This window comes from Pseudomonas sp. 05N431, from assembly GCF_056397005.1.
Map to the genome: position 1 here is coordinate 308061 of NZ_JBFTMN010000006.1, position 13073 is coordinate 321133.

Consider the following 13073-nt stretch of genomic DNA (forward strand, 5'->3'; position numbering starts at 1 on the left):
AACATGTCTGAGCAGATCAATAACTCTACGCCCCAAGCGAACTTCAAGAGCATTCCGGTGGTGGATATCGCCGGCCTGTTCAGCATCGAACGGGAGCATCGACTGGTCGTTGCAGAACAGCTCGGGGTGGCCGCCAGTGACGTCGGCTTTCTCTATATCACCAGCCACGGCATCGATCCGCAGCTGATCACCAACTTGCGCCAGGCAGCCAAGGACTACTTCGATCAGCCCCTGGAAACCAAGATGCAGCACTACATCGGCACCTCGAAGACTCACAAGGGCTTTGTCCCGGAAGGTGAAGAGGTTTACGCCAAGGGCAAACCGGATCATAAGGAAGCCTTCGACATCGGCTTCGAAGTTCCGGAAAGCGACCCGCTGGTGCTGGCGAACACGCCGCTGCTCGGGCCGAATGAATGGCCGTCGCTGCCAGGTTTCAAGGAAGCCGTACAGGCCTACTACGCCGCGATCTTCGCCCTCGGTCGACGGCTGTTCGGTGGCTTCGCCCTGGCATTGGGTCTGGAGGAAGACTATTTCGACAGCATGGTCACCCGGCCGCCCTCGAAGTTGCGGCTGATCCACTACCCATTCGACGGCACGGCTCAGGATGCACCCGGGATTGGTGCGCACACCGACTACGAGTGCTTCACCATTTTGCTGGCAGACAAACCCGGGCTGGAGGTGATGAACAATCTTGGCCAGTGGATCGATGCACCGCCTATTCCAGGGGCGTTCGTGGTGAACATCGGCGACATGCTCGAAGTCATGACCGCGGGTGCATTCGTTGCGACGGCTCACCGTGTCCGCAGTGTCAGCGAAGAGCGCTACTCCTTCCCGCTGTTCTATGCCTGCGACTTCCATACCCAGATCAAACCCCTGCCAGGTTTCGCCAAGACCGGGCAAGAGTATGAGCAGATCGCCATTGGCGAACACATGTACAGCCAGGCGCTGCAGACTTACCAATACCTGCGCAAGCGGGTGGAAAACGGAGAAATAACGTTGCCGGAGAAGGCGCGTAAGCCTTCGAGCTTCGGGCACCTGAAAAATCAGACGCAACCGTCCTGATCATTGCTGTCGGCCACTACTTTCTAATCGGAGTCACCGAAAATGCTTTACAAAAATAACCGTGCTGCCCGTTTGTCCCTGCTCGCCGCCAGCCTGTTTTGTGCAACTGCCAGCATGGCTTCCGCTGCCACACCGGGTCAGTTGAAAATCGGTATGGAAATCACCTACCCGCCGTTCGAATCCTATGACAGCCAGAAGAATATCGTCGGCTCCGATCCGGAACTGGCTCAAGCCCTGGCCAAGCAGATGGAAGCCAAGGCGGAGTTCGTCGATACCAAGTTCCCCAATCTGATTTCCGGCCTGAATTCCGGGCACTACGACGCGATCATCTCCGGCATGTACATCACGCCAGAGCGTCAGACTCAAGCGATGACCATTGGCTACGCGGTGACAGGCGCGGCGATCATGGCACCGAAAGACAGCGGTCTGAATGCGCAAACCCCAGAGGACCTCTGCGGCCTGAAAGTCGGGCTGGAACAAGGCACCACCTGGGTCGCTCAATTGAAGAAACTCTCGACCGACTATTGCGTGCCGAACAACAAGGGCGCCATCACTGTCAGCGAGTTCCCGTCGGCACCGGAAGTGACCCAGGCCCTGCTGTCGAAAAATATCCAGGCCCAAATGGAAATCGCCGGCGCAGCGAAGATGATCGCCGAACACACCAACGGTCGTGTAGTGATCACCTCCCAGCATCTGGTCTATCCGCAAACCCTCGGCATCTTCGTCAAAAAGGGCAACGAGGAGACCTATCAGGCGCTGCTCAAGGCATTTGATGAGGCGAAAAAAAGCGGTGACTACGCAGCTATCCTGAAGAAGTACAACCTGGAAGAAGCGTCCAACTAAGGCTCCGCCCCTTCGCGGGCCAGCACACGCTTACCAAAGTACCGCTCCCTATGCGGGAGCGGCTTACCCGCGAAGATTTCAATGCGGTTCGAGGTCCTTATGCAATTCGATTGGACGTATTTCTTCTCCCTGTTCGCAGACTCCGCCTTCTGGCAAGCCTGCGTCACCGTGATCGAACTCAGTGCCCTGGCCTGGTTCATTGGCATGCTGTTGGGCTTTCTGCTGGCCTCGGCCAAACTGTCGACTTCGGCCTGGCTCAGACTTCCGGCGACCGCTTATATCTGGTTCTTCCGCAGTATTCCGCTGCTGGTGCTGGTGGTCTTCGTCTACAACCTGCCGCAGTTATTCCCGATGACCGGCTCGGTCCTGTCCAACCCCTTCTACTCCGGGTTGTTCGCGCTGGTGATCACCGAAGCGGCGTATATGGCAGAGATCCATCGCGGTGGCCTGATTTCGGTCGCCAAGGGTCAGAAAGAGGCCGGGCGCGCGCTGGGTATCGGCTTCCTGGGCTTGCAGCGTTTGATCGTGATTCCTCAGGCTTTTCGCATTTCCCTGCCAACCTTGATCAACGAATACATCACGGTGGTGAAACTGACGTCGCTGATCTCGGTGATCTCCCTGACCGAACTGCTGACCGTCGGCCAGCGCCTGTACGCGCAGAACTTCCTGGTTATGGAAACCCTCGCCGCGGTAGCGGTGTATTACGTGTTTATCGTCAGCGTGTTCGGCTGGTTTTTGCAGCGACTGGAACGCCATCTGGATCTGAACCAACGCAAGCCGCAAACCCTCGACGAAACCGCCGTGAGCCAACTCAAGGCCCAATCCCAACCGCTGACCAGCACTGCCAGCTTCCCGGTCAACCGCGGTGCGGTACCGGTTCTACAACTGGAGAAGATCCACAAGCGCTATGGCAATCACGAAGTGCTCAAGGGCATCGACCTGACTGTCGGCAGTGGCCAGGTGATTTCGATCATTGGCCCCTCAGGCTCAGGTAAAACGTCGTTGATTCGCACCATCAATGGACTGGAAAGTATTGATCAAGGCGAGATCATGCTATTTGGCGAAAGCTTCATCGGTTCCAACGACACCCCCAACAGCGCGAGGGTTCGTAGTGGCGTACGGCATATCGGGATGGTGTTCCAGAACTTCAACCTGTTTCCCCATCGCTGCATTCTCGACAACATTACTCTGGCGCCGCGCTTCCACGGCAGCGCAAAACCCTTGAGCGAACAACGCGCTTATGCGCTGCTGGACAAGGTCGGACTGCTGGCCCACGCGCACAAGTATCCACATCAGCTTTCCGGCGGTCAGCAACAACGGGTAGCGATTGCCCGGGCATTGGCCATGGAGCCGAAGATCATGCTGTTCGACGAACCGACTTCGGCCCTCGATCCGGAACTGGTGGGCGACGTATTGAACGTGATCCGTGATTTGGCCAAAGAAGGCATGACCATGCTGATCGTGACCCACGAGATGGACTTCGCGATGTCGATTTCCGATCGGGTGATTTTCATGGAAGGCGGGAACATTCAGCTGGATGCAAGCCCGTATGCCATACGCAACAAACAGACCGGCGAACGTGTTCGACGCTTCATGGGCCTGACCGCCCAGACCGAAATGGCGCTGGCAGCGGAGTAGGCCTCGGAGCAGGCCAGGTCTTGGTGGCGAAAGGTCAAATCCTCTCGCCACCGCACAGCACCCGCTCACCCCAGTTCCAGCATCAACCCGCTCAAGCGCTTGACCTTGCGTCGTACGGCCTCTTCGAAAATCCCGGTACGTGGTTCGATCAGGCTGAACCAGTTCTTGGCGCGAGTGATTCCGGTGTAGATCAGCTCTTTGGTCAGCACCGGGTTCAGCGCATCGGGAAGGATCAACGCCGTGTGGGCGAATTCGGAGCCTTGGGATTTGTGCACGGTCATGGCGTAGACGGTTTCCACGTCATTGAGCCGGCTGGGCAGAACAAACCTCACACCACCCTGACCATCGTTACGCGCAAAAGCGACCCGCAGCACCTGGCGTCCAATCTCCTGACCATCGCGCTCAGGCAATTTCAGGGCGATACCGATATCGCCGTTCATCAGACCCAGACCGTAATCGTTGCGCGTCATCAGTACCGGACGCCCTTCGTACCATTGCTGATCATTGTCGATCAATCGTGCCTTCAGCAGCGCGCCGGTAATCCGCTGATTCAGCCCCTCGACACCCCACGGCCCCTTGCGTACGGCGCACAGCAACTGGAAAGCGTCGAAGGCTTGCAAGACATTGCGCGCCCACTCGACCCAGCACGGATCCTCAGGAAGTGAGTCGAAGGACGGACGTTGGTTGCGCAAGAGGCTCAGGTAATGCCGATACCCCTGCGGACCTTCGCCATGGCCTTCAAGCAACAGTCGCTCCAGCGCACGGTCCTGCTCCCCCTTGAGGGCCAGCGAATAAAGATCGGCATGACTGCGGGCGGCCAGCAGCTTGCGGGCCTCATCGGCCTGCTGCTGATTGACCCAGCGCGCTAGCTGACCAATACCGCTGCCTTCGCCAAATCGCCGCGAATGACGCAGCATCACGACCTGCTGGGCCAACGGATGACTGGCGTCGGTGTCTTCCTGCAAACCGCTGGAACCAAGATTTTCACCGCTGACGGCCTCCAGCCAGTCGCGGGTCTGCGGGCTGTACCAACCGGCTTCGGCATCGCGGCACAGATCACCGAGTACGGCCCCGGCTTCCACCGACGCCAACTGATCCTTGTCGCCGAGCAAGACCAACCGGGCATGCGTCGGCAACGCATCAAGCAAATTGGCCATCATCTCCAGGTCGATCATCGAGGCTTCGTCGACCACCAGCACATCCAGCGGCAGACGATTACCGGCGTGATGGCGGAAATGCCGGGTGCCCGGCCGGCTGCCGAGCAGGCGGTGGACCGTGGTCACGTCAGAGGGGATTTTGTCCCTGACGCTCTCGGCAACTTGCAGTGTTCGAACTTGCTGACTGATGGACTCTGTCAGCCGTGCGGCGGCCTTGCCCGTGGGCGCGGCAAGTCGAATCCGCAGTGGCTTGCCCGCCTCCACGGCGGGCGCCTGGAGCAGGGCCAGCAAACGCACAACCGTGGTGGTTTTGCCGGTTCCAGGCCCGCCCGTAACGATGCTGAATGCACCACGGGTGGCCAGGGCACAGGCGAGTTTCTGCCAATCGATCTGCGCACTGGAACTGGCCTGGCCAAACAGGCCACCCAGGCGTTCGGGCAGGTCATCAGGTGTTGGTTCATGGACGATAAGTCGTTGGCGCAGCGCACTGTCGATGCGCCGTTCGTACGTCCAGTAACGGCGTAAATACAGTCGCTTGCCAGACAATACCAATGGGCGCTGCTGTGATTCATCACGCCCATCGACGGCCAGCGCCACAATACTGCTGGACGCCAGGACCTTGCACCAGTGTGCCCCCTCCAATGCTTCAAGCAATTGCGATGGCAACAACAGGGTACCGGTCTGCAGATCGCCTTCCGGCGGCAGGGATAGCGCGAAATCCGGCTCCTTGAGCGTCTCGAACAGATCGAGGCACACATGCCCGTGTCCCAGTTGATGGCTGGTCAAGGCTGCCGCCAGCAATACCAGCGGATCGCCATCGGGTGCCAGTTCGTGGAGGAAGGCGACAAAGGCTTTGTCCAGTGCCCGAAGCCAGCCACGCTCGACCCAGCGCTCAAGTAACAACAACAGGTCATCGGCGCGGCTCAGCGGTGTCAGTTGCGCAAGGCTCTCGGCCGTCAACGGTGTGGGTAACAAATCGGCAAAGGAACGGCTCATAGCAATACACCCTGCTCCCAGGCCGGTTCAGGCTTGGGTTCTGGTTTTCCCTGGAACAGCCGGTCCAGTCGTTCGATCAATTCCCGTGGCGGACGAGTGAAATACACGCCTTGGCCAGGTGCCCGGGTGCCCCGCAGGAACAGGTACAAGGCGCCGCCCATGTGCCGGTCATAGTCGTAATCGGCGAGTCGCGCCTTGAGCTGGCGATGCAGCGCCAGTAGATACAACACGTATTGCAGGTCGTAGCGATGATCGAGCATCGACTGTTCCATGGCCTGCTCGGTATAGGCCGAATCGTCAGCACCGAGCCAGTTGGACTTGTAATCCGCAACGTAGTAACGCCCGGCGTGCTCGAATGTCAGGTCGATAAAGCCTTTGAACATGCCATTCAGCAGTACCGGCTCGGCAACGACACGAGAAGCGCCTGCATGGGTGTATTGGCGCACCAGTTCGTCGAGCTTCAACACATCGACTTTATGGCTGGCAAACCAGAATTCCATTTCGACCCGGTACTCGGTCAGTTGCTCGAACACCACCGGCGGTTGTTCGGCACCGATGCGTAGCGGCGCTTGCAACAAGTGCTGCAGCCAGTCGCTCAGGGTATTGATCCAGCCCTCCCAACCACGGCGGTTGCAGCGGCGCGCAATGGCGTCTTCGATGGATTTCGGGTCTGCGGCGAAACCTTCATCGCCCGCCCACTCCAATAACCCATGGAGAAAAGTCCCGGGATTCGGCCCGCGCGGGAAGCGATGGATATCACCACCGCTGGCGAGCACTTCGCGTGGAGCCTCGGGATCAAGTCGCTCGTCGTCAAAAAGCTTTTGCGCTTGCGGGCTTTCCGGCGCTTCGTCGCTGCCGGCGCTCAGGCTATCGCCAATGCGCAACGCACTGTAGGAGGCGATCCACCAGTTCTCGGCCGCCTTGCGCTTCGGTATCAGCGGTGCGAGCAACGTTGCCTCATTGCGTGGCGGGAGAAAACGTTCGGTTGTGGCTTCAGGCATCTCGCCATAGCTCAATGCGCTGCAGTCTTGCTGCAAGTCTTCCAGCCAACGCTTCAGCGCCGTCGATTCGGCCAGCTTCTCGCCGCCACCCAGCAGATAGCCCAATGCCGACAGGTGCAGTACCGAACTGTTGTTATTGCCGCGCTTGAGGTCGGTGACTCCCAGCCAGCAAGCATGTTGGGCACGGGTCAAGGCCACATAGAGCAGACGCAAATCTTCAGCCAGGCGCTCATCGTCCGCCAGGGCAATCAACTCAGGGGTTGGGCTCAACGTTATCTGGGCTTGCCCGTTCGCATCGTGGTAGTGCATCGGCAAGCGACTGCCGTCCACCGGTTTTGCCGAACAAATGAACGGCAGAAAAACCAGCGGATACTCAAGGCCTTTGGACTTGTGGATGGTCACTACCTTGACCAGTTGCTCATCGCTTTCCAGGCGCAGAATCTGCTCTTCGCCGGCCTGCCCGGATAACGCCAGATGCTCGGACAAATGACGGATCAGGGCTTGCTCGCCATCAAGCTCGGCAGCGGCTTGCTGCAACAGTTCCGAGAGATGCAGCAGGTTGGTCAGTACCCGCTCGCCATCGCTTCGGGCAATCAAGGCCTGAGGCAGTTCGAAATCGTGCAGCAACCGGCGCAACATTGGCAGGATGCCCTGACTGCGCCAGATCACCCGGTATTCGCGAAACTGCATGACGCGCTTCTCCCAGGCCAGCTCATCCTGGTTCAAGCGCTCAAGTTCTGTCAGTGACAGGTTCAGGGTGATGCTGGCCAGCGCTGCACGCAGCGGTCGCTCGACATCCGGCTCGGCGCAGGCCTTTAGCCAACTCAACAGGTCGTGAGCCTCCTGAGCCGCGAACACCGAGTCCTTGTCCGATAGATAAACACTGCGCACGCCTCGCGCGGACAACTCGTTACGTACCGCCTGAGCCTCTTTACCATCGCGTACCAGAATCGCGATATCTGCCGGTAGTAGCCCCTGTAGATCCTCTGTCCCCCGGACAAAACCCACACGCCGCTGCTGACCGCCATTGAGCAATGCAGTGATTTCACTGGCGCAAGCTGCAGCCAGTTGCTGTCGGTACACAACACCGGACAATGGTTGCTCGCTGGACAGCTGCCAGATATTCAGCGCGGGTACGGCCTGACCGTTGATCTGCAAAGACTCTTTACGGCCTTGAGATTCAACCGGCAGAAATGGAACCGGGTTTTCGCCGTTTTTCTCACGAAACAGAAACGCACCACGCCCCTGCTCGCGAGCTTCGGCACGCTGGAACACGTGGTTCACCGCATCGACCATCCCGTGACTGGAGCGGAAGTTGGTGCCCAGGGTATGCAAACGACCACTCGTTGCCTGGCGCGCGCGCAAGTAGGTATAGATATCGGCGCCACGGAAGGCATAGATCGCTTGTTTAGGGTCGCCGATCAGAAACAGCCCGCATTCGGGATTGTTATCTTCGATGCGATAAATGCTCTCGAAGATCCGGTACTGTACCGGGTCGGTGTCCTGGAATTCGTCGATCAACGCAACGGGAAACTGCTCGCGGATCAAGGTCGCCAGACGCTCGCCACCTTCGGCTCGCAATGCAGCATCGAGCCTGAGCAGCATGTCGTCGAAACCCATTTCAGCACGACGACGCTTCTCTTCTTCAAAGCGCGCCCCCACCCACTGCGCAGCATGTTTCAGGACCGCGGCGTCCGGAGTCGGCAATGCATCGAGACTGGCTTTCAGGCCGGGCATCGCATCCAGGCCCGGGTGACTCGGTGCCTGACCTTTCCAGGCCTCAGCCATGCCATCGGGTGTCAGACGATTGAAGCCAGTGCCGATATCCAGTTGCTCAACGCTGTCGTCCTCGGCCCAGGCAGTGATTTTTTCAAACCAGGGCTCGAAGTAACGCGCTTGCATCTTGCGTCCGTCGACGGACTTGCTGGCAACGCCTTGCAGACAGATCTCACGCAACTCCTGCGCCCATTGTCGCCAAGGTGCCTTGAGCTCCAGCAACGCATCACGTCGAGCTTGCAGGCACTCAGCGATCAACTCGGCAGGTTCTTTCCCTTCAGCGCTGTCATGCTCACTCGCGAATAACCCACGTACCCGTGGCAGCAAGGCCGCCGGGCCGCCCCAATGGCTGCGAACCCAGTTCAGTGCATCACCTTGCATCGGGTAGCAAAACAGCCGCCAGTAATCGCGCAGAACTTCACCGAGCAGATCGCTGTGATCAACTTCCAGGGTTTGGGTGAACAGACTGCCACTGTCGAATGCGTGCTCGCGCAGCATCCGTTGGCACCAACTGTGAATCGTCGAAACAGCCGCCTCATCCATCCACTGTGCGGCGATGTCCAAACGGTTCGCACAGCCGGACCACTGTTCGGGACTGAACTGCCCACGCAACTCGGCAATCAGGCTATCGGGCGCTGGCGTTTCGTCGCGGAAAAACCGCGCGGCCTCGGCAAGACGCGTACGGATCCGTTCACGCAGTTCTTTGGTCGCGGCATCGGTAAAGGTCACCACGAGGATTTGCGGTGGCAGGAGCTCACGGCCAAATCCGGCAGACTCGTCACCGTGACCAAGCACCAGTCGCAGATAGAGGGCGGAAATAGTGAACGTCTTGCCGGTGCCGGCACTGGCTTCGATCAGTTGACTACCGCGAAGCGGGAAGGCTAATGCCAGAGGGACTTTCGCCGTCATGAGTGCGACTCCTCATTGGTCAATGAGCGCCAGGGAGCTTCAAGCAGTGGACGGTAGAGCGCGTCACACCAATCGACAAAGGTTTCGTCGGCAATCAAGGCGTTGTAGTCGGTAAACTGGCGAGCCAGTGCAGGACTTTCGCGGCGCTCGCCATCGGTGGTCTGACCGTCGCCTTCATAGGCTTTGCGAGCGGCAGCCTCGGCTTTGAGCGGATCAGTCTGCCCCAGCCAGGCGAAAGCCGTTTTTACCGCTATGGGCAATGGCTGGCGCATACCTGATTGCCAGGCCTGTAACAGATTACCCAGGATTTTCAGCGCGGCGTCTTGTTCGATAGGTGCGAGCAGCAAGGTATCGTCACTGGCCACCAAACCCGTGGTCATCGACAAGCCGCTCGCACAGGCCACCAGGTGGTTAACCCAAGGTCGGATCAAACGATGCCACTTGCGGGTCTTGATCGAACCAATGCTGTTGGGGATCGTAGTGACAGCCAGCAACCCGCCATCGCTGCGTTGATGGAGACCGCTGAGCCAGCCTTCCAGGCTCACTCCCTGCAATTGGAGCGTCACCGGCAAAGCACTGTTTTGCGGTGTCGGCCACATTGCCAGCAACTGTTGATAACGTTGCAGCAGATCCGGTAGCGGCTCGATCAACTCACGTTGCAAGCACTCGCCGAAACCAGCCATCGGCAGCAAGCCACTGTCCTGCAACCTTTTGGCCTGCGCATGCAGAGCTTGTTCCGGTTGGTCGGGGCTAGCCAGCGCAGCTTCAAGCAAGCTGTCACTCAGGCTGTAGCGTTGCAACGCATCGAGCACGAAGGGCTCTTCATCCGCCAAAGGCGCTTCAGCCGCTTCGAAAAACACCTTGAGACGCTGACTAAAAAAATGCCGCACGGGGTTACGCAGGAAATCCTGTAGTTGACCAAGGCTCAGCGGCTCTTCCTGAACATAAGCATCAAGTATTTCCAAGGCTGGAGTGCTGTCATGTTGCTCATGCAACAGCTGCCATTCCCGGGCATAGCTGAACAGTTGATCCCCTTCATGGAAATAACGGGCACTGAAGGGTTGTAACGGATGCTCCTGGGTCATCGCCTCAAGGAGTTCTTTAGTACCGTCGGTGTTTTTCCAGCCGTTAGCCAGATGGTCACGCAGCTGACCGATCAATACCGATGCGGGGCGCTCGCTATTGTCGCGAATACTGCGCCCGACCCAGCTGATGTAAAGCTGGTCCCGCGCCGAGAGCAAGGCTTCGAGCAACAGATAGCGGTCATCCTCTCGCCGAGACCGATCACCGGGACGGTAATCGCTGCCCATCAGATCGAAGTCCAGTGGCGGTTGCGCACGCGGATAATCACCGTCGTTCATGCCCAGCAGGCAAACGAGTTTGAACGGGATCGCCCGCATCGGCATCAGCGTACAAAAATTCACTGCGCCGGCCAGGAAGCGTTGAGACAAACGCCCCTGATCGAGACCGGCCAACCAAGCCTCGCGGACCACCGTCAGTGGCAGTTCGTCCTGCAAACCAACCGATTCGCAAGTCTCCAGCCAGGTTTCGCGGAGCAACTCGAGCTGGGCCAGCAGATAGTCGTCATGCTCATTGCTGGCCAGGAAAAATAGCTGCATCAATGCTTGCAGACGCACACCCCATTGATCAGGCGATGCAGGTTGTGAGAGCTCCTTGTGAGCAATCTGCAAAGCATCGAGTAAAGCTACCAATGGGCCAATCAGTGCTGCATCCAGTCCGCCGATTTCATCATAAGGTTCGATGCCATCGCAGGAATGACCACTGCCAACGGCATACCCCAGAAGCATGCGACGCAAGCCAAAACGCCAGCTGTTTTGCTCAAGTTCATCAGGTAAACCTAGACCGGCGCGCTGTTCCGCGCTCATACCCCAGCGAACACCAGCCCCTTCGATCCAGCGATGCAAGGTCGGCAGGTCGCGCTCCTCTACTCCGAATCGCGCGCGCAATGCCGGAACGTCCAGCAAGTCGAGGATCTCGCTGACCGGAAAACGGCTGTCAGGCAGCTTGAGCAAATGCTCGACCGCGATCAGCAACGGGTCGCGACCACGCTGGCCCTGATCGGTCAGCGTAAACGGGATAAAGCGCCGATCCTCCCGCTCAAGTTGACCAAATACGGCGCGGATGTGTGGAGCGTAACTGTCGATATCCGGAACCATCACGATCACATCGCGTGGGCGCAACTGCGGGTCAGCGCTGAAGCACGCGAGCAACTGATCGTGAAGTATCTCCACTTCACGTTGTGCACTATGGGCAATGTGAAAACGGATCGACTCATCCTGCTTCAGATCGACCGCAGGCCAGAGCAGGCGGGTTTCATTCAGCGGACGCAACTCGAGGATGTCGTCCTGCAATTGATTGAGCATGCACGACGGCTGGCTTTCGCTGAAAAGATCGATACGTCCATCGCGAAAAGCTGATCGATAGCTGTTGGGATCGTCATAACTGTCGAGCAGGTTGATGTAGTCGCGCCCCTGCTTGCCCCAGGCTGCCAGCAGCGGGTGAGCATGTTGATGCAGGGTTTGCGGGTCAAGTACGACCGGCATGCCGGTCTTGCGCGCCTGCCGCTTATATTGGTGCCTTAAAAGGTCTTTATCGGCGACGATGTCGGCCCAGTGGTGGCGACATGGATTGTGCACACAGAGCAGAACCTGGCTGAAGCGAGCCAATCCTGCGAGTGCTTCCAGGGCTTGAGCAGGTAGCGAAGAAATGCCGAACACGATCACCCGTGGAGGTAATCCCTTAGGTGCAGTGTCCAGGCCAGTGATTGTCTCGATGAAACGTTGGTGAACGCCTGCCCGACTTTGCGCCATGCCTTGCTCACCGACGTCCAGCAACAGTGCACGCCACAACTCAGCCTGCCAGCAATTGGCCGGAGTGAGCGGTTTGCTCTCACCTCTACCGTTACGCAGTTGATGGCGACCTGCTGCCCAATCTTCCAGCCAGTCCGCCCGGTACACTTGATACTGGTCAAACAGATCCGCAAGCCGCTCAGCGAGCTGATAGCGCTTACGCAGGTCGGTATCGTGAGTCAGGAAGCGTTGCAGCGGTTCGAAGTGCGGTTGATCGATCAGTTCCGGCAATAGACGCATTAATCGCCAGGTTAGAGGGGCCTTGTCCAGCAACGACTTCGCTGGAATTTCATCACGCCCAAGCACTGATCGATAAAGTTGCCACATAAAGCTGCCGGGTAACTGCACATCAATGGCCGCGGCGATGCCACAGCCGCCCATGTCCTCATCTTCAGGGTCTTCAGCCAATGCCAGCTTCAGCCATTGGGCAATACCGTTGCTCTGCACCAGAGCGATTTCATTTTCCAGGGGCGCAAGCGGATAACGCCGCATCCAGCTGACTACCAGGCTACGCAGTTCGTCCAGGCGGTTGCCGTGAACCACCATAAAACCAGCACTGAGGAACGAGGCGTCCGCCATAAGGGCTTCCTTGGAGAAATACAAAAGCTAGGGCCGAACCTTAGCATTGTCAGGTGACTGTGACAGCCGTGAGACGTCCGATGTTGCTGTACGAACTTTCTCGCAGGCAAAACAAAACCCCAACTGCTTTCGCAATTGGGGTTTCGGAATTTAATCTTGACGATGACCTACTCTCACATGGGGAAACCCCACACTACCATCGGCGATGCATCGTTTCACTGCTGAGTTCGGGATGGGATCAG

At 58.3% G+C, this 13073-nt stretch carries 6 protein-coding genes and 1 rRNA gene; 3 read left to right on the top strand and 4 right to left on the bottom strand.

From position 1 onward, the window contains the following. Positions 1-3: 3 nt before the first annotated feature. The 3 genes from AC1DIG_RS14050 to AC1DIG_RS14060 all read left to right on the top strand — a co-directional run bounded on the left by AC1DIG_RS14050 (position 4) and on the right by AC1DIG_RS14060 (position 3543). Positions 4-1062, top strand: coding sequence for an isopenicillin N synthase family dioxygenase (locus AC1DIG_RS14050; RefSeq protein ID WP_477767781.1), 1059 nt, complete (start codon positions 4-6; stop codon positions 1060-1062). 42 nt (positions 1063-1104) lie between these two features. Beyond that, a complete protein-coding gene (locus AC1DIG_RS14055; RefSeq protein WP_477767782.1) occupies positions 1105-1905 on the top strand; it encodes an ABC transporter substrate-binding protein in 801 nt (266 codons plus the stop codon). Positions 1906-2004: 99 nt separating this feature from the next. Further along, a complete protein-coding gene (locus AC1DIG_RS14060) occupies positions 2005-3543 on the top strand; it encodes an amino acid ABC transporter permease/ATP-binding protein (RefSeq protein WP_477767783.1) in 1539 nt (512 codons plus the stop codon). 65 nt (positions 3544-3608) lie between these two features. Here AC1DIG_RS14060 and recD read toward each other — a convergent pair whose 3' ends face one another. The 4 genes from recD to rrf form a co-directional block, all read right to left on the bottom strand. Further along, positions 3609-5696 (bottom strand): exodeoxyribonuclease V subunit alpha, encoded by a 2088-nt coding sequence (recD, locus tag AC1DIG_RS14065; protein ID WP_477767784.1) that lies wholly within the window; start codon positions 5694-5696, stop codon positions 3609-3611. Beyond that, positions 5693-9382, bottom strand: a complete 3690-nt coding sequence (recB, locus tag AC1DIG_RS14070; RefSeq protein ID WP_477767785.1) for an exodeoxyribonuclease V subunit beta — start codon at positions 9380-9382, stop codon at positions 5693-5695. The genes recD and recB overlap by 4 nt, the downstream gene beginning before the upstream one ends. After that, a complete protein-coding gene (gene recC, locus AC1DIG_RS14075; protein ID WP_477767786.1) occupies positions 9379-12831 on the bottom strand; it encodes an exodeoxyribonuclease V subunit gamma in 3453 nt (1150 codons plus the stop codon). The genes recB and recC overlap by 4 nt, the downstream gene beginning before the upstream one ends. Positions 12832-12985: 154 nt before the next feature. Beyond that, positions 12986-13073 (bottom strand): 5S ribosomal RNA (gene rrf / locus AC1DIG_RS14080); the annotation flags it as partial.

Coding starts and splice junctions, on each gene's coding strand:
- AC1DIG_RS14050 (WP_477767781.1), top strand. CDS start 4: ATGTCTGAGCAGATCAATAACTCTACGCCCCAAGCGAACTTCAAGAGC.
- AC1DIG_RS14055 (WP_477767782.1), top strand. CDS start 1,105: ATGCTTTACAAAAATAACCGTGCTGCCCGTTTGTCCCTGCTCGCCGCC.
- AC1DIG_RS14060 (WP_477767783.1), top strand. CDS start 2,005: ATGCAATTCGATTGGACGTATTTCTTCTCCCTGTTCGCAGACTCCGCC.
- recD (WP_477767784.1), bottom strand. CDS start 5,696: ATGAGCCGTTCCTTTGCCGATTTGTTACCCACACCGTTGACGGCCGAG.
- recB (WP_477767785.1), bottom strand. CDS start 9,382: ATGACGGCGAAAGTCCCTCTGGCATTAGCCTTCCCGCTTCGCGGTAGT.
- recC (WP_477767786.1), bottom strand. CDS start 12,831: ATGGCGGACGCCTCGTTCCTCAGTGCTGGTTTTATGGTGGTTCACGGC.